Origin of the sequence: Actinocrinis puniceicyclus (assembly GCF_018283645.1) — a bacterium.
In the GTDB taxonomy this organism is placed as follows: Bacteria; Actinomycetota; Actinomycetes; order Streptomycetales; family Catenulisporaceae; genus Actinocrinis; species Actinocrinis puniceicyclus.
On sequence record NZ_JAGSXH010000117.1, the window covers coordinates 1 to 17,258 of the forward strand.

A 17,258-nucleotide genomic window follows, 5' to 3' on the forward strand; every position below is an offset into this window, starting at 1 on the left:
ACCCACGACCCACGACCCACGACCCACGACCCACGACCCACGACCCACGACCCACGACCCGCCACCGCCCGGAATTCAGACTCCGTACATCTGGGCGGTTCGCGAGGGTCACCGGGCTACCGGGCCGGGTGCCTAAGTTCTGCGGTCATGGCTGAGATCTCCAGACGTTCCGCTCTGACACTGCTCGGAGCAGGAGCGCTGGCCGCCGGCGCGGCGGCGGCCGCGAACGCGGAGCTGACCGGAGCGTCGGCGCCCGAGCCCGCGCCGGGCCCCGACAACCCGGTACGCGTGGAAAACCGGCTGCCAGGCAGCGCGGACTGGCGGATCGGCGCCGGCGGGACGGTCTCGTCCGACGACCTCGGGCGCCAGATCAAGGGATACGCGTCCGCGACCAGCGTGAACATCGGGGATTCGGTGGACTTCCACGTCTCCACCGACCCGGCGCGCGCCTTCACCGTCTCGGTCTACCGGCTCGGCCACTACGCGGGCGCGGGCGCGCGCCGCGTCGCCGGCAGCCCGTGGCTGCCCGGACGGACACAACCGGCGCCGGTCACCGACCACCCGACCGGAACGATCAGCTGCCGCTGGGGCGTCAGCTGGACGCTCAACGTGCCACGCACATGGACCGCCGGGATGTACCTGGCCGCGCTCACAGCCGACAGCGGCCACCGCAGCTTCGTGCCGTTCGTGGTGCGCGACGACGCGCGGCGCGCGGACTTCCTGGTGATACTCCCCTTCTCCACCTACCAGGCGTACAACCAGTGGCCGCTGGACGGCAAAGTCGGCAAGAGCCTCTACTACGGCTACGGCCACGACGGGAACCCGAACGCCGCCGGCAGCGAAGCCGGATCGGTGCGCACCGACGTGCACGGCGCACCCATCGCCTACCGCACACGGGCACGGAGGGTCAGCTTCGCCCGCCCCTACTCGGCAGTGGGCCTGCCGCAGCGCGCCGACCTCGATTACGAGTTCTTACAGTGGGCGGAACGCAGCGGCTACGACCTGAGCTACGCGACGAGCGTGGACCTGCACGACGGCCGGATCAACACCTCGCAGTACTCTGCGTTGATCTTCTCAGGACACGACGAGTACTGGTCCCGGGCGATGCGCGACACCGTCGCCTCCGCCGTGGAATCGGGCACCCACGCGGCATTCATCGCGGCCAACAACGTGTACTGGCACGTCCGGTTCGAGCCCGACGCCCAGGGGCGCGGCAGCAGGTTGATGACCTGCTGGAAGAGCGACCCGGATCCGCAGGCCGACGCGAGCGGGCCGACGTGCCTGTGGCGCACGATCGACCCGCACGGCGCGCACGCCGAGCAGAGCCTGATCGGTGTGCAGTACAACGGGATCCCGAAAGCGGAGATGCCGCTCGTCGTCAGCGGCGCGGACCACTGGTTCTGGGCCGGTACGGGCGTGGTGGACGGCGAGACGATCCCGCGGATCGTCGGAGGCGAGGCGGACGGATTCGACGCGGGCGCGCCGAAACCCAAGGCCGCGCGGCACACCATGCTGTCGGCCTCGCACTTCATGGCGCAGGGCGGCAGCAACTGGCCGCGCATCCAGCACACCAGCCTCTACGAAACCCCGCGCGGCGCGCTGGTGTTCGGCGCCGCGACGTTCAACTGGTCGCTGGGACTGAACCGGCCCGGCTACGTGGACGCGCGCATACAGCGCGCCACCGCGAACCTGTTCAGTCGGCTACGGCAACGCGTCGCGTGACAATCGGCGCCGCGGCCGGAAGAACCGCGGGAACCGCGGCGATCACGGCGAGCATCAGAACCTTGACGATGCCGGGGCCCGGGATCGGCACGAGCAGCAGCAGCGTGAGCAGCACGCCGTAGCAGGCAGCTGTCCGGAAAGCCACGGCGTTCAGTTCGGCGGACGCCACCGCGGCGAGCACCGCGACACACGACCACCACGGCGAGCACAGGTCGGCGGCGCGCAACAAGAGCGGACCGAGCGCGCTGGACGTCCAGGCCGCGGCCAGCCCGGCGCCGAGCGTCAGCAACCCGGCGGCCGCCTGCGTGACCCACGCGGCGGCAAGCACCCGCAGCCACAGCCCACGGCGACGCGAACCGCCCAGGATGATCACGCCGCGCGGAGTGTCTGCGCCTGCTGCGGTGACGAGAGTACGGCCATTGAGAGCGCTGGTATCGAGGGCGCTGCTTTTCAGAGCGCTGCTTTCGAGGGCGCTGCTTTCGAGAGCGCGGCGTGCGGCCCGTCCGGCTCGCACGCGGATCCAAAGCGCGACCGCGAGCCAGAACGCGCCGAGCGCGAGGTACGAGACGACCCAGTCCACCCGGCCCGCGACCCCGCCCTGGAAAGCCCAGTCGTTGTGGCCGATGTCGTGCGAGAACTGCGCGAACAGGTAGACCGGCGAGGAATGGGCGCCGCGGCCGCTTCCCGCCGGCGCGAACGCGGGCCCGGCCACCGGTGCGACCGCGACGGTGGCCGCCGCGATCAGCGCCAGCACCGCGCGGCTGAAACGCGGCGCCGTCTGCGGCGTTTCCACCGAAACGCCGGTCTTGTCCAGTGCGTCGATAGTCATGGCGCCGGGCACGATACGCCCCCAAAGCAAACGCCCGCCTCCCATAAGGTCACCGAACCGCCATGTGCGCATCACCCTGGGTTGGTCCCCGCTCGCTAACGTCCGCGGGTGGCCAGAGTCGACGATGCGCACAGCAGCACCCCGGGTCGGCGCGGCGTTCGGGTGCACCGGCTCGACGCGCGCAAGCGCATCACGGCCGGCGCTTTGCTCATCGCGGCGCTCTTCACCGTGATCCAGGCCGTCGGCTATCGGCAGGACGTGCCGTCCAACGACACCTACCAGTACGCGCGGCAGACCCTGCGCATCCTCGGCGACGACCAGGCCGAGGCAGTGCACGGCGCGGTGGTGATGTTCTGCCAGGACAGCGGCCAGTCGGCGGCCCGCAGCGCGACTCTCGACTACGGGTCCAGCTCCTCGGGTGCGGCGTACGCGTCCGGATACGCTCGCTGCCTCCAGACCTACCGCAATGGCCTGACGCCGAGTTCGCCGCGCTACATCGCCATCTTCACCTCGCGACCCGGCTACCCGCTGCTCGCGGCGGCGCCGGCCGCCGTGTTCGGGCTGCGCATGGGTCTCTGGCTCACTGCGCTGCTGTGCACCCTGGCCGCCAGCGCGCTGGTCATCGCGCTGCTGCTCGCGGCCGGATGCTCCACGGTCGCGGCGCTCGGCGGCCAGGCGCTGTTCCTCGCGGCGCCGACCGGCTACTGGGGCAGCAGGATGCTCACGGAAGGCCCGTCACTCGCGACGACGCTGCTCACCCTGCTCGGCGCGTGGTGGCTGGCACGCGGCCGGATCCGCATCGGGACCGCGACGCTGGCCGCGGGCTTCGCCACCGGATTCCTGGTGCGGTACTCCTCGCAACAGGTACTCGCGCTGCTGCTCACGGCCGGGGCGCTGGGGTGCCTCAGGTGGGTGCCTTCGGCCCGCAACAGCGGCACGGCGTTGCTCGCTGCGCTGTCCGGCGCCGCGTTCCTGCTCTCCGAACTCGCCGCCACCCTGCTCGACTGGCCGGGCATGTCTGAGTCCTTACAAGACACCTTCACCCGGCATTTCATCCGCCCCGACGTGGCCGACCCGGTGAGCCGGCTGCTGAAGCTCGACCTTCGCTTCTGGGGCTACTACCCGGTCTCCGAGCCGACCGCGCTGCTGGCCGCGGCCGGCCTGATCACACTCACGGTGCTGCTGCTGCGCCGCGACGCGGTGTACGGCGTCCTGGTGACGGCCGCGGCCGCGATCGGCGTCGTCGCGGTGGCCGCGCATCCGCTGGCCTCGCAGGCGGACCGGCTGATGGTTTCCATCTGGCTGATGCTCGCGCTCGGCCTGCCGCGCCTGTTCGCCGGAGCACGGGCGCCGTCCGCGCCGCCGCGCAGTCCCGAGCACGAGCAGGAACCCGCGTTCAGCGCGGGTCCGGCATGAGGAGGCCAGGTCACCGATGGACGTCTTGATGCTGGTCACCTCGGATGTCGCGCACGACGCCCGCGTGCTGCGCGAGGCCCGGTCGCTGGCAGATCAGGGGCATGCGATTCACGTGCTGGGCAAGGACGTGCCGGCCGGCTGGACGCCGCCGCCCGGCGTCACCGTGCGCTCGGTCTCGGGTGGCAGCGGGCTGAAACCGGCCGGGGCCGGCGGCCAGGGTCGCGGGCCGGGTATAGCGGCCGGCGCCCTGGGCCGCGCCGCGCGCTGGATGCTGCTGCCGCGCCACCGGCAGCGGGTGTGGCGCACCTGGTGCGAGCGCGCCCGGGCCGAGGCGCGGACGCTCGGATTCGACGTCGTACACGCCCATGATTTCAACGTACTGCGACTGGGCGCGCAGCTGGCGAGCGACAAGGGCGCCCGGCTGGTCTACGACTCGCACGAGTGGTGGTCCGGCCGCGAGCGGCACGGCCGGCCCACGCCGCTGGAGCGCGCGCGGGAACGGCGGGCCGAGCGGCGGATCGTGGCCCGCGCGGACGCGGTGCTCACCGTCAGCGACGGGATCGCGCAGCGGCTCGGGCGCTGGCGCGGCGGCCCGGTGATCGTGGTGCGCAACACCTTCCCGAGCCGGAAGGAACCGGCCGGCGCGGCGACGCTGCCCGACCGGCCGCGCGGCGCCGTGTACGCCGGGCGGATCGGGCCGGCCCGCGACATCGAGACGCTGCTCGCCGCCGCGGCGCCGCTGCGGCTGGACACGGTGCTGGTCGGCAAGGCCGAGCGCGAGTTCCTCGGGCGGCTGCGCGTCTGCGACGGCTCGGTGCGCATCGAGCCGGCGCGGCCGGTGGACGAGGTCGACGAGGTGCTTCGTCGCGTCGGCATCTCGGTGGTGACATTGACAGACACCTGCGAGAACCACCGGCTCGCGCTGCCGAACAAGGTGTTCCACGCGGTGCGCGCGGGCGTCCCCGTCGTCGCCGCGGACCTGCCGGAACTGCGCCGGCTGGTGACGAATCACGGACTGGGCGCGCTGTACCGGCCCGGGGACGCCGCTTCGCTGCGGACCGCGCTGGAGCAGGTGATCTGGGACTATCCGGCGTACTGCGAGAGGGTCGCGCAGGCCCGCGACGAGCTGAGCTGGGATCAGGACGCGAAGGCACTGATCGGCGTCTACGCGTCGTTCGCGGGCGAAGCGGTGCCGGCGGGCGCGCAGTGACGCCGCCGGAAGGCGCGGCCGGCCAGGGGGAAGCCGGACGCGGCGGCCGGCTCGCGGCGACGCGGCCGCGGGTGGTCATGCTGGTCGCCAACGGCGTCGCCGGAGATTCACGGGTGCAGAAGGTCGCCTGGTCGATGGCCGCGGCGGGCTGGGCGGTCACCCTGCTCGGGCGGGCACCCGCGGACGAGTTCGAACGCTACCGGCTCGGCGCGGCGGACGTCGTGCTCGTACCGGTGCCGAAACCCGTCTCAGGGTACGAACGCGCGCGGCGGCGGGGCGGCGCGGCGGCGGCAAAGCTGCGGCCCGCCTACCGCGAGGCGCGCGCCGTACTGTCCGCACGCGATGCCGCGACCGGGGGCGGCGCGCGTTCCCGCGTGGCGGCGCGGCTGCGCGGCCTGCTCGCGGCGCACCCGGGCGCCGACGGGCTCGTCGCGCGCTGCGGCCGTGGCCCGGTCGGCGGCGCGGCGCGACAGTCCGCGGCGGCGGCGTTCGGCGCGGCCGACCGGCACGGCGGATGGCGGTCGTTCAATCCGTGGTTCGCCGACCTGGAGCTCGCGCTCGCGCCGACGGTGCGCGCGCTGGAGCCCGACCTCATCCACGCGCACGACTTCCACATGGTCGGGATCGGGGCGCGGCTGGCCGCCGAGCTGAGCACGCCGCAACGCCGGGTGCGCTGGATCTACGACGCGCACGAGTACCTGCGCGGAAGAGACGTGCCGTCCCGGTGGGATATACGGGCACGGATGCGACGACGCATGCTGGTCGGGGTCGAGCGCGAGTACATCGGGCGCGCTGACGCGGTCGTGACCGTGTCTGACGGCATCGCGGACCGGCTCGTGCGGGATCACGGCCTCGGAGCGCGTCCGCGGGTGGTCCTCAACGCACCGGTCGTCGATACGCGGGATCGCGGTCCGGAGGGCCCGGGTTGCCCGGCGCCCGCGCGGGACCTGCGCGCGGACTGTGGACTCGGACCGGACGTACCGCTGCTGGTGTACAGCGGCGGGATGTCACCGCGCCGCGGAGTCGCGACGGCGATCGAGGCGCTGGCGGGCCTGGCCGGCGTCCACCTGGCACTGATCGCCCGTGAGCAGGACCCTGATATCCCGGCGCTGATTCAGCGGGCACGGGAGCGGGCGGTGGCCGACCGGGTGCACGTGGTGCCGTACGTGCCGGTGGACCGGGTCGTGCCCTATATCAGCGGCGCGACGGTCGGGCTGGTCCCCATCCTGCGGCTGCCCAACCACGAGCTGTCGCTGATCACGAAGTATTTCGAGTACCTGCACGCCGCGCTGCCGATCGTCACCAGCGACGTGCGGGAGATGGCGGCGCAGACCCGGCGGCTGGGCGTCGGCGAGGTCTTCCGCGCGGGCGACCCGGACGGGCTCGCGCAGGCCGTGCGGCGCGTGCTGGCGGACCTCGACCGTTATCGCGCGGTTTATCAGGGGCCGAACGATCCGCGTCCGGGGTCGTCGTGGCAGGGGCAGGCATCCCGGCTGGACGCGCTCTACCGGGAGGTGCTCGGGCTGCGGCCGGGTCCACCGCGGGCCGCCGGCGAGCTGATGCTGCTGCCTGATCGACCCGAGCGAGCCGGTAAGCCAGGGCAAGGCGATCAGCCCGGGCAAGCCGGTCAGCTCAGTCAACCCGCCGCGGCCGAGCCGGTCAGCGCGCCGCCCGCTCAAGTTCGCTGACCACGCGCGCGGCGGCCCGGCCGTCCCCGAACGGCTCGCCGGGCGGGGCCGGCGGCGCGGGCCGCAGCACCGCGCCGGCGAACGCCGCGCCGGTGAACTCGGGGCCGGCCACGTCGACGAGCACGTTCCAGCCGTCCGCGAGCGTCTCAGGCCACTCGGTCTCGGAACGGATCGTCGTGCACGGCCGGCCGAGAATGTACGCCTCCTTCTGCAGGCCACCGGAATCGGTGACCACGCCGGCCGATCCGGTCACCGCGGCGACCATCTGCGCGTAGGGCAGCGGGTCGCCGACCCGTACCGAGCCGCGGGCGAGTTCGAGTCCGAATTGCGTCGCGCGCGCCCGCAGCCTCGGATGCGCGAGCAGGGCGACCGGGACGGGCAGGGCCGCCAGCGCGTCCACGATCGCGGCCAGTCGCTCGCGCTGGTCCGTGTTGTCGGCGCGGTGGATCGTCGCCACCAGGTACGGGGCGCGCGCGTCGATGCCTGGTGCGGGCGGCTCGGGCGCGGCACCGGCGCGAGCGCGCTCGCGAGCGCTCAGGCAGGCGTCCACCATGACGTCCCCGACCAGCGCGGTGCGCGCGCCGATGCCTTCCCGCTCCAGGTTGCGCACCGCCTCGGCGGTCGGCGCGAGCAGCAGATCCGCGGCGTGGTCGGTCAGAACCCTGTTGTGCTCCTCGGGCATCCGGCGGTTGAACGAGCGCAGGCCCGCCTCAAGGTGCGCGACCGGCAGGTGCAGCTTCACCGCGCTCAGCGCCCCGGCGAGCGTCGAGTTGGTGTCGCCGTACACGAGCACCCAGTCCGGCGCGCGCCGGATCAGCACCGGATCGAGCGCGGCGAGCATCGAACCGGTCTGCGGGCCGTGGCCGCCGGAACCGGCGCGCAGCCGCTCGTCCGGCCGCGGGATGCCCAGCCCGGTGAAGAAGACCTCGGACAACTGCGGATCGTAGTGCTGCCCGGTGTGCACGATCACGTGCTCGTGCCCGGCCGCGGCCAACGCCGCGGCGATCGGGGCGAGTTTCACGAACTGAGGCCGCGCGCCGACGACGCTCAAAATCCTCACCCGGCGATCATAGACGGTGCGCGGGCGCCGGGTGGCCGGGCCGCGGCGCGGACGCGCGTCTCATTACCTCGTGCGCCGAGTATTCAGATCCAATTCACGAAACCGCTGGTTGCCGCGTCGACTCGTCGGTCAGTAGACGGTTGCGAATTCATTTCCGTGCACCCTGCGTTAAGGCGGCACTTGTCTAGTTGCACCGTCCTTGAATCACCCGCCGAACCCGCACTGGGACGATGAACTCCCGAAACCCGACGTCACGGCCGCCCCGGATCCTCTATCTGGCCTTCTTCTTCCCGCCGAGCCGCTCCAGCGGGGTCTACCGGGCGCGGGCCACCGCCCGGCACCTGGCCGCGGCCGGCTGGGACGTGACGGTCTACACGGCGCCGCGCGAGTTCTTCACCCGGTACATCGGCACGGTCGACCCGTCGCTCGAGGACGACGCCGACGGGCGGATCCGGGTGCGCCGGCCGGGTATGGGCTACTTCCGCTGGGAGCGGGACATCCGCCGTTACGGCCGGCTGCGCGCGAACATGCCGGTGCTGGCGAACGCGGGCTACAACTGGACGCAGCGCCGCTTCTTCCCGGAGCACTACGCCTCTTGGATCCCGCGCGTGGTGGCGCGGGCGCTGCGCGAGCACGCCCACAGGCGCTTCGATCTGGTGCTGGCCACCGGCAACCCGTTCGCGTCCTTCGCGGCGGCCTGGTGGCTGCGGCGGACGGCCGGGCTGCCGTACGTGCTGGACTACCGCGACGCCTGGACGTTCAACCAGTTCACCGAGGAACCCAAGTACCCCGAGGGGCATCCCGCCTGGGCGTGGGAGCGGCGCACGGTCGAGGGCTCGGCGCTGACCGTGTTCGTGAACGAGGGACTGCGCGCGCGGCACGCCCAGAGTTACCCGGCCGCCGCGGACCGGATGGCGGTGGTGCCCAACGGCTGGGAGCCGGAACTGCTCGGCCGCCCGTCGTATCCGGGCCCTGCGACAGGTCGGCCGCTGCGGTTCGGGTACGTCGGCACGATCACCGAGCCGATGCCGCTGGCCGTGCTCTTCGACGGCTGGCGCCGGGCCCGCGAGCACCCGGAGCTCGCCGACGCGACGCTCGATCTGCACGGCCACCTCGGTTTCTTCAAGCAGTCCGCGGACAGTCTGCTCGACCGGATCCCGGTCGACGAGGGCATCGGGGTGAAATATCACGGCCCGCTGGCCAAGGCGGACGTGGCCGGCGTGTATCAACAGCTGGACGCGCTGGTGTTCTGCGTGCCCGGGGCGCGTTATGTGACCTCGGGCAAGGTCTTCGAGTACATGGCCACGGGCCGGCCGATCGTCTCCGTGCACTCGCCGCAGATCGCCGCGGTCGATGTGCTGACCGGCCACCCGCTGTGGTTCGGTATCGACCGGCTGGACGCGCCGGCCGTCGCGGACGCGCTGGTCGCGGCAGGGAAGGCGGCGCGCGACCTGACCGAGGCGCAGTTCGACACCGCGCTCGCCCACGCCGAGCGCTACACCCGCGCGAACACGCTCGCCCCGTTCGAGGCGCGGCTGCGCGAGCTGGCCGGGCGAGCCGGCCGGGCGGTGACAGATGCCTGATTCTCGCGCCGCCTCGGGACGGCTGGCGGTCACCACGCCCTGGCATCCCACGCCGCAGCGTCCCTTCGCCGGGTCGTTCGTCCAGGCCACCACCGCGGCCGTGGCAGGGCTGTTCGAGCGGGTCGACGTGTACGACACCGAGGACTGGGTCGGTCCGGCCGACCCGATCCAGGCCCGGCTGGTGCGGCGCGCGTATGCCGCGCTGACCAGCGGCCCGAACCGCCGGGTCGCCTTCGTGCCGCGCTGGACGGACGAAGGCTACTGGGTCACCGACATACCGGCGCCGGTGACGCCGAAGCGGGATTACGCGGCCTGGGCGCAAAGCCACGAGACCTCCTTGCGGCAGGCGCTGGCGGACGGGCCGATCGACGCGGACGTCGTACACGGGCACGTCGGCATCTACGGAGGCTGGCTCGCCTGCCGCTTCGCGCGCCCCGGGGCGCGGATCGTGGTGACCGAGCACGCGTCTTTCCTGGGCCGGATTCTGGGCCAGCCGCGTTCCCACGCCCGGTACGCCGAGGTCGTCGAACGCGCCGACGCGTTCCTGTGCGTCAGCGAGAGGCTGCGGCAACAGCTGATCGGGGCATTTGCGGGGCATGCAGCGAAGTTCGAGGTCGTACCGAACGCGGTGCCGATCGAGCAGATGCCGTTGCGCCCCGAGCCGGTGACCGGGCTGAACCGGTGGATCTACGTAGGGAAGATCACGGCCGCGAAGGGCGTGTCCGAACTGGTCGAGGCTTTCGCCGTCGTGGCGAGGGACGAGCCCGCGCTCACGCTGACGCTGCTGGGATCCGGCCCGCTGGTGGAGCCGTTGCGGGCCCGCGCCGCCGAGTTGCGGCTGGCCGACCGGATCGCCTTCCACGACGCCGTGCCGCCGCAGCGCGTCTTCGAGTTCTTGCACGCGCACGACCTGCTGGTGCATCCGAGCAAGTCCGAGACCTTCGGGATGACGCTCGTCGAGGCGGTCGGCTCCGGCATGCCGGTGCTGGTCACCCGCTGCGGCGGGCCGCAGGAGACGCTGGCCGGCCTGGACGGCGCCGCGGGCCTGCTGATCGAGGTCAGCGACGACCCGGAGGTCATCGTGAACGGCTACCGCAGGCTGCTGCGGCAGGCCGCGAGGCTCGATCCGGACCGCGCGCGCGCCGCGCTGATCGACCGCTTCGGCACGCGCGCGGTCGCGGCCCGGCTGGCCGCGGTCTACGGAGTCCGCGAAACGGAGAAGGCGGAGGGGCGCGTATGAGCGTTCTGCTCGTGGCGATCGGAACGACGCGGGCCAAGGCCGCGTGCGGCGGCGCCGACTACCTTCTCGCGCGCGGCGTGGACGTGGGGCTGATCACGGTCGAGGCCGAGCCGTGGCGGCGTGAGGGCCTTGATCCGCGGGTGCGTCTCTACGCGCTCGCGGCGGGCGAGCAGCGGCACCCGGCCGCCCGGCTGGGCCGCGCGGTGCGGCGCGTCTCCGCGGCCGCGTATACCAAGGTCTTCGGCAAGTTCTACCGCCTGCTGCGGCCTTACGTGCTGTGGCGGGTGGTGCGGGCCGACGTGCTGCGGCAGGTGGACTGGGCGGCGGTGGAACAGCTGGTGATCTGCGACTCGCACGCCATCCCGATCGGCTGGCACCTGGCCAGGCGGCATCCGGGGCTGAGCGTCGGCTTCGAGCTGGACCGCGGCCCGTACCTCGACCGCGAACCGGTCTGCGCGCCCGTCCCGCCGCCCGTACCGGTCCCAGCGTCAGGGAGCGACATCGATGCTTGATACCCAGGCCGCCGCGCCCCGCACCGTCTCGGCGCAAGCGCCGCCGGAGCACCACGTCTTCCGCTCCCGCCGTTCCGGGGTGCCGCGGCTGCGCACCTATCTTCCGGAGCTGTGGGCGCGCCGCGAGTTCGTCTACGAACTCGCCCGGTGCACGCTGCGCGCGCAGAACTACCTCAACGCCTTCGGGCAGCTCTGGCTGGTGCTCAATCCGCTGCTGATGGGCGCGGTCTACTACGTGCTCGTCGACATACTGAGCAACGGCAAGCACTCGGGCAACTACTTCTCGGTGCTGCTGGCCGGGCTGTTCCTCTACACCTTCTTCTCCAGCATCCTGAGCCAGTCGGCCGGGTCGATCATCGGCAGCAGCAGGCTGATCCTCAACAGCCGGCTGCCGCGGCTGGTGCTGCCGATCACCCAGATCGTGATCGCGTTCATGCGCTTCATGCCCTGCATGATCGTCTTCCTCGCGGTGCACACCCTCCAGGGGCTGCCGTGGGGCCTCGACGTGTTCTACGCGCTGCCCGCCTTCATCGAGGTGACGCTGTTCGGCGCCGGACTCGGCTTCATCTGCGCCACCCTGCAGGTCTACTTCCGCGACTTCTCCAACTTCCTGCCGTACGTCACCCGGATCTGGCTGTTCCTCTCGCCCGTGCTGTGGGAACTCCAGGTCCAGCTGGCGAAACACGACCTGAAGTCGCACGTCATCGCCCTCAACCCGCTCTCGCCGATGATCGGGGCGTGGGGCGACGCCCTGGTCTACAACATCGCGCCGCCGGCCGCCTGGCTCGCCGAAGGCGCGGGCTGGGCCGTGGCGGCCTTCGTCTGCGGCGTCCTCGTCTTCGTCAGGAGGGAACGTGAGTTCTCTGTCCGCCTCTGAGGCCGCGCCGCCGGATCCCGATCTCGGCTACGCGATCCGGGTAAAGGACGTGCGCGTGGACTACCGCACGATCGTCGACCCGCGTGCCAATACCCTGCGGCACTCGCTCACCCACCTGGGCCGGCGCGGCGGCAGCGGCGGCCGCGCGGTCAGGCTCATCCACGCGGTGCGCGGGGTCTCCTTCGACGTCGAGCACGGTTCGGTGCTGGGCATCGTCGGGGCGAACGGCGCCGGGAAGTCCACGATCATGCGCGCGATCGCCGGGATCCTGCCGCCGAGTTCCGGCGAGATCGTGGTCAACGGCCGCATCAGCACGCTGCTCGCGCTCGGCGTCGGGTTCAACGGGCAGCTGTCCGGGCGTGACAACGTCGTGCTCGGCGGGCTGGCCGCGGGCCTGAGCCGCCGGCAGGTGGCCGAGCGCTTCGAGCAGATCACCGCGTGGGCGGAGCTTGAGGAGTTCATCGACATGCCGATGAAGTCGTACTCCTCCGGCATGTACGGCCGCCTCGCCTTCGCGGTCTCCACCCACCTGGACCCGGACGTGCTGCTCATCGACGAGGCGCTGTCCACCGGCGACGCGCACTTCCGCCGCAAGTCCTACGACAAGATGCAGGAACTCGTCGCGCAGGCGCGCACGATCGTGATCGTCAGCCACGGCATCGGCGCCATCCGGGAGATGTGCGACGACTGCATCTGGATGCACAAGGGCGAACTCGTGCGGCGCGGAAAGCCGGACGAGGTCACCGCCGAGTACCTGGAGTTCCAGGGAGTCCCGCCCGAGCCGGCCAAGGCCCGCGACGAGGCGGCCGGCGACCTCGGCGGCCTCGACGACGCCATGGTGATGGAGGACGTCTGACATGACGAGCCACACCGGGACCGAGAACACCGAGATCGAGCGCGGCGAAACAGGTCACCGCGAAACAGGGCATGGCGAGACCGGGCACGGCGAGACCGGGCACGGCGAGACGGCGGACGGCGGGGCGCAGAGCCCTGAGATCGAGGGCGCTGTCAGGCCCGCCGATCCCGATGTCACGATCCTGAGCAGCGGCCACGACGTCGCGGACGCGCGGCTGCACCGGCACTGCGCGGCCTTCCACCGCGCCGGGCTGCGCGTGGAGGTGATCGCGAGGGGACGCCCCCAGGACGCCCCGGCGGGCGCGCGGTTCCGTCCGATCCCCGCGCGCGGGATCGCGGGGCGGGGGATGCAGGCGCTGCTGCTGCCCGGCAAGGCCGACGGCAGGGTCCTGATCACGCTGGATCCGGACCTGATCCCCGCCGCCAGGCTGCGCCGCACGCTCTCGCCCGGCCGCCGGCTGGCCGTGGACCTGCACGAGGACTACGTCGCGCTGCTGGACGACCGCGCCTGGGCCACGGGTGCGCGCGGGGTCGTCGCCCGCGCCTGGGCGCGCACGGCAGTCTCGCTCAGCCGCGGCGCCGACCTGACCGTGGTCGCCGATCAGCACGTCCCGCCCGGCCGGGCCGTGCGGCGCCTGGTCGTGCGCAACCTGCCGGATCTGACCCTGCTGCCGGAACGCTGCGAGCCGGACGAGCGGCCCCGCGCGCTGTATGTCGGCGACGTGCGGACCAGCCGCGGACTGTTCACGATGCTGCGCGCGATCGAACTGGCACCGGACTGGGAGCTGGACATCGTCGGTCCTGTCGCGCCGCGCGACCGGGCGCGGCTGGACGCGTGGACCGCGGAGTCGGACGCGGCGGCGCGGGTGCGGCTGCACGGCCGGATGCCTCCGGCCGCGGCGTGGCGGCTGGCGAGCGGCGCGTGGGCCGGGATGTCGCTGCTGAGCAGCACGCCCGCCTTCGAAAGCGCCATCCCCTCGAAGATCTACGAGTACCTGGCCTGCGGACTGCCGGTGCTGACCAGCCCCATCCGGCGGGCCGCGGAACTGGTCGAGCAGTCGCGGGCGGGCGCCGTCGTCGCGGACGCCGAACAGGCCGCCGCGGCGCTGCGCGGCTGGTCCGGCGGCGGCCGCGCCGAGTTCGAACTGCTGCGGCGGGCCGCCCGCGACTGGGCCGCGCGGGACCTGTTCGCGGACAACCCGTACGACCGGTTCGCCGACGCCGTGGCCGAGCTCGTCGCACAGGTCCGCGGCACGCGCACGCCCGTAGCCGTCGCGGCGAGGACGCCGTGAACGCGATGAACGGCACGAACACGGTGAACGGTATCAACGCGGTGAACGGTATCAATGTGCTTGATTCAGGGAACGACGCGGACGGCGAGAACGGCGAGAACGGCGAGAACGGCGAGAACGGCGAGAACGGCGAGAACGGCGAGAACGGCGAGAACGGCGAGAATGCCGTGGATCCGCAGGACGCGGAAGGCGCCGTGCGCATCGCCGCGACCGCGGACGTCGACGAGCGCGCCGACATCGGAGCCGGCAGCAGCGTCTGGCACCTGGCGCAGGTCCGGGAGCGGGCCGTGCTCGGGCGCGAGTGCGTGATCGGACGCGGCGCCTACATCGGCACCGGCGTGCGGCTGGGCGACAACGTCAAGGTGCAGAACTACGCGCTCGTATACGAGCCGGCCGAGGTCGGCGACGGCGCGTTCATCGGCCCCGCCGCCGTCCTGACCAACGACCATCGCCCGCGCTCGGTCGACCCGTCCGGCCGGCAGAAGCGGTCGGGCGACTGGCAGCCGGTCGGCGTGACCATCGAGGAAGGCGCCTCGATCGGGGCGCGCGCCGTGTGCGTGGCCCCGGTGCGCATCGGCCGGTGGGCGATGGTCGGGGCCGGGGCCGTGGTCACCGCGGACGTGCCCGACTTCGCGCTCGTGGTCGGGGTGCCGGCGCGGCGGATCGCCTGGATCGGGCGGGCCGGGCAGCGGCTGGTGAGCGCGCAGGCGCAGCTGTGGCGCTGCCCGGTGACCGGCGCGCTGTACCGGGAAGTCGACGGCCGGATCATGGAGGAATCGTGAGCGCGACATCCGCGAACGCCGCGACGCCGGGCGGCGGCGCGGCAGGGGATTTCATCCCCGCCGCCAAGCCGGTCATCGGCGAGGAGGAGATCGAGGCCGCGGTGCGCGTCCTGCGCAGCGGCAACGTGGTGCAGGGGCCGCAGGTCGCCGCGTTCGAGGACGAATTCGCCGCGCTGGTCGCCGGGCGTCACTGCGTCGCGGTCAACTCCGGCACCTCGGCGCTGCTGCTCGCGTTGGCCGGGCTGGGCATCGGCACCGGGGACGAGGTGATCGTCCCCTCGTTCACCTTCGCCGCGACCGCGAACGCCGTCCGGCTGACCGGTGCGACACCCGTGTTCGCGGACATCGACCCGGCGACGTTCTGCCTGGATCCCGCGGCAGTCAGCGCCCTGATCGGCCCGCGCACGGCCGCGATCATGCCGGTGCACCTCTACGGGCACCCGGCCGACATGCGCGCGCTCGGCGGGCTGGCCACACGGCACGGCCTGGCAGTGGTCGAAGACGCCGCGCAGGCGCACGGCGCGCGGCTCGACGGGACGCCGGTCGGCGGCTTCGGCGACGCGGCCTGCTTCAGCTTCTATCCGACCAAGAACATGCACGCGCTCGAAGGCGGCATGGTCGCGACCGCGGACGCCGAACTGGCCCGGCGTATCAGGCTACTGCGGAACCAGGGCATGGAGCGTCGATACGCCAACGAGCTGGTCGGCTACAACCTGCGCCTGACCGACGTGGCCGCCGCGATCGGCCGCGTGCAGCTGGGCAGGCTGCCCGGATGGAACGAGCGGCGGCGCGCCAACGCCGCCAAGCTCGACGCGGGCCTGGCCGGCGTGCCCGGCCTGGGGATCGCGGCCGCGGCGCCGGACGTGGTCCACGTCTACCACCAGTACACCGTGCGCGTGGCCGGCGGCCGGCGCGATGCCCTACAGGCTTTCCTCACCGAGCAAGGCATCGGGTGCGCCGTGTACTACCCGACGCCGGTGCACCTGCTGCCGCCCTTCGTCGCCGCCGGCGCGGATCTCGCGCTGCCCGAGACGCAGCGGGCCGCGGCCGAGGTGCTCTCCCTGCCCGTGCACCCTTCCCTTTCCGACGCGGACGTCGACCGGATCACGGCGGCTGTCCGCTCCTTCCACCTGGAGCCCGACATGAGGGAACTGTCATGAGCAAGCGGCCGCTGCGGGCGGGCCTGATCGGGCTCGGGGCGATGGGCCGGCACCACGCGCGGGTGCTGCGGGCGCTCGACGGCGTGGAGTTGGTGGCCGGAGCCGACCCGGCGGGCGACCCGCACGCCGTCCTCGGCGGCACGCCGCTGGTCGCCGATGTGGAGAGCCTGCTGGAGCTGCGGCCCGACTACGTCGTGGTGGCCTGCCCCACCGCCCACCACGAGCGGGTCGCGCTCGCCCTGGCCGGCGCCGGCGTGCCCGCGCTGATCGAGAAGCCCCTCGCGCACGACGTGCCGGCCGCGCGACGCGTCGTCGAGGCTTTCGAAAGCCGGGGGCTGGTCGCCGGGGTCGGGCACATCGAGCGGTACAACCCGGCCCTGCGCAGCATGCGCACCCGGCTGGAGGCGGGCGAGCTCGGCGAGATCTTCCAGGTCGCCACCCGCCGCCAGGGCCCGTTTCCCAACCGGATCGCGGACGTCGGCGTCGTCAAGGACCTGGCGACGCACGACCTGGACCTGACCGGCTGGGTCACCGGCGCGCAGTACACCACCGTCGCCGCGAAGACCGCGCACCGCAGCGGCCGTCCGCACGAGGACCTGGTGACGGTCCTGGGCGAGCTGGACCGCGGCGTGATCGCCAGCCACCTGGTCAACTGGCTCTCCCCACTCAAGGAACGGGTCGCGATCGTGACCGGCGAGCGCGGCTGCTTCGTCGCGGACACGCTCACCGCGGACCTGACGTTCTTCGCCAACGGTTCCACGGTGACCGAGTGGGACGCGGTCTCGGTCTTCCGCGGCGTATCAGAGGGCGACATGACCCGGTACGCGATCCCGAAGCGCGAGCCGCTGGCCGTGGAGCACGAGACGTTCCGCGACGCGGTCGAGGGCAAGGCCGACGCCGAGATCGTGACGCTGCGCCAGGGGCTGCGCGCCGTGATGGTCGCGGAGGCGGTGCTCGAATCGGCCCGCACCGGCGCGACGGTACCCGCCGGCTGCGTCTGAGCCGCTCGGGCGCCCCCGAGCCCCCCCGAGC

The 17,258-nt window shown here is 72.7% G+C and carries 15 protein-coding genes; 13 read left to right on the plus strand and 2 right to left on the minus strand.

Annotation, left to right across the window (positions count from 1 at the left end; translation table 11 throughout):
• The first annotated feature begins 147 nt into the window (after window positions 1-147).
• Window positions 148-1,722, plus strand: a complete 1,575-nt coding sequence (locus tag KGA66_RS23555; RefSeq protein ID WP_211470725.1) for a N,N-dimethylformamidase beta subunit family domain-containing protein — start codon at window positions 148-150, stop codon at window positions 1,720-1,722.
• Here the strand turns inward: KGA66_RS23555 and KGA66_RS23560 are convergent.
• Window positions 1,694-2,551, minus strand: coding sequence for a hypothetical protein (locus KGA66_RS23560; RefSeq protein ID WP_211470727.1), 858 nt, complete (start codon window positions 2,549-2,551; stop codon window positions 1,694-1,696). The genes KGA66_RS23555 and KGA66_RS23560 overlap by 29 nt on opposite strands.
• Window positions 2,552-2,659: 108 nt before the next feature.
• Between KGA66_RS23560 and KGA66_RS23565 the strand changes: the two genes are divergently transcribed.
• The 3 genes from KGA66_RS23565 to KGA66_RS23575 are packed head-to-tail and all read left to right on the plus strand — an operon-like array spanning window position 2,660 to window position 6,865.
• Entirely contained in the window at window positions 2,660-3,967 is a 1,308-nt protein-coding gene (locus KGA66_RS23565) for a hypothetical protein (RefSeq protein WP_211470729.1), read from the plus strand.
• Between the two features lie 16 nt (window positions 3,968-3,983).
• Entirely contained in the window at window positions 3,984-5,177 is a 1,194-nt protein-coding gene (locus tag KGA66_RS23570; RefSeq protein WP_211470731.1) for a glycosyltransferase, read from the plus strand.
• Window positions 5,174-6,865, plus strand: coding sequence for a glycosyltransferase (locus tag KGA66_RS23575; protein ID WP_211470733.1), 1,692 nt, complete (start codon window positions 5,174-5,176; stop codon window positions 6,863-6,865). The genes KGA66_RS23570 and KGA66_RS23575 overlap by 4 nt, the downstream gene beginning before the upstream one ends.
• On the opposite strand, the gene wecB is transcribed toward KGA66_RS23575, so the two are convergent.
• Window positions 6,837-7,925 (minus strand): non-hydrolyzing UDP-N-acetylglucosamine 2-epimerase, encoded by a 1,089-nt coding sequence (gene wecB / locus KGA66_RS23580; RefSeq protein ID WP_211470735.1) that lies wholly within the window; start codon window positions 7,923-7,925, stop codon window positions 6,837-6,839. The two genes, KGA66_RS23575 and wecB, sit on opposite strands and share 29 nt — an antisense overlap.
• 230 nt (window positions 7,926-8,155) lie before the next feature.
• Here wecB and KGA66_RS23585 point away from each other — a divergent pair, with 230 nt between their 5' ends.
• The 9 genes from KGA66_RS23585 (at window position 8,156) to KGA66_RS23625 (ending at window position 17,227) form a co-directional block, all read left to right on the plus strand.
• A complete protein-coding gene (locus tag KGA66_RS23585) occupies window positions 8,156-9,508 on the plus strand; it encodes a glycosyltransferase (RefSeq protein WP_211470737.1) in 1,353 nt (450 codons plus the stop codon).
• The gene (locus tag KGA66_RS23590) at window positions 9,501-10,748 is read left to right on the plus strand and encodes a glycosyltransferase (RefSeq protein WP_211470739.1); all 1,248 of its coding nucleotides are present in this window, start codon (window positions 9,501-9,503) and stop codon (window positions 10,746-10,748) included. Before KGA66_RS23585 ends, KGA66_RS23590 begins: the two co-directional genes overlap by 8 nt.
• Complete coding sequence (locus tag KGA66_RS23595; RefSeq protein ID WP_211470741.1) at window positions 10,745-11,260, plus strand: hypothetical protein; 516 nt, start codon at window positions 10,745-10,747, stop codon at window positions 11,258-11,260. Before KGA66_RS23590 ends, KGA66_RS23595 begins: the two co-directional genes overlap by 4 nt.
• Entirely contained in the window at window positions 11,253-12,137 is an 885-nt protein-coding gene (locus KGA66_RS23600; RefSeq protein WP_211470743.1) for an ABC transporter permease, read from the plus strand. Before KGA66_RS23595 ends, KGA66_RS23600 begins: the two co-directional genes overlap by 8 nt.
• Window positions 12,115-12,993: an ABC transporter ATP-binding protein gene (locus KGA66_RS23605; RefSeq protein WP_211470745.1), complete on the plus strand. Its 879-nt coding sequence runs from the start codon at window positions 12,115-12,117 to the stop codon at window positions 12,991-12,993. The genes KGA66_RS23600 and KGA66_RS23605 overlap by 23 nt, the downstream gene beginning before the upstream one ends.
• Window position 12,994: 1 nt before the next feature.
• Complete coding sequence (locus KGA66_RS23610) at window positions 12,995-14,284, plus strand: glycosyltransferase (RefSeq protein WP_211470747.1); 1,290 nt, start codon at window positions 12,995-12,997, stop codon at window positions 14,282-14,284.
• A gap of 194 nt (window positions 14,285-14,478) precedes the next feature.
• A complete protein-coding gene (locus tag KGA66_RS23615; protein WP_211470752.1) occupies window positions 14,479-15,066 on the plus strand; it encodes an acyltransferase in 588 nt (195 codons plus the stop codon).
• On the plus strand, window positions 15,063-16,226 hold the full coding sequence (locus KGA66_RS23620; protein WP_211470748.1) for a DegT/DnrJ/EryC1/StrS family aminotransferase: 1,164 nt from the start codon (window positions 15,063-15,065) through the stop codon (window positions 16,224-16,226). The genes KGA66_RS23615 and KGA66_RS23620 overlap by 4 nt, the downstream gene beginning before the upstream one ends.
• The gene (locus KGA66_RS23625; protein ID WP_211470750.1) at window positions 16,223-17,227 is read left to right on the plus strand and encodes a Gfo/Idh/MocA family protein; all 1,005 of its coding nucleotides are present in this window, start codon (window positions 16,223-16,225) and stop codon (window positions 17,225-17,227) included. Before KGA66_RS23620 ends, KGA66_RS23625 begins: the two co-directional genes overlap by 4 nt.
• Window positions 17,228-17,258 lie beyond the last annotated feature (31 nt).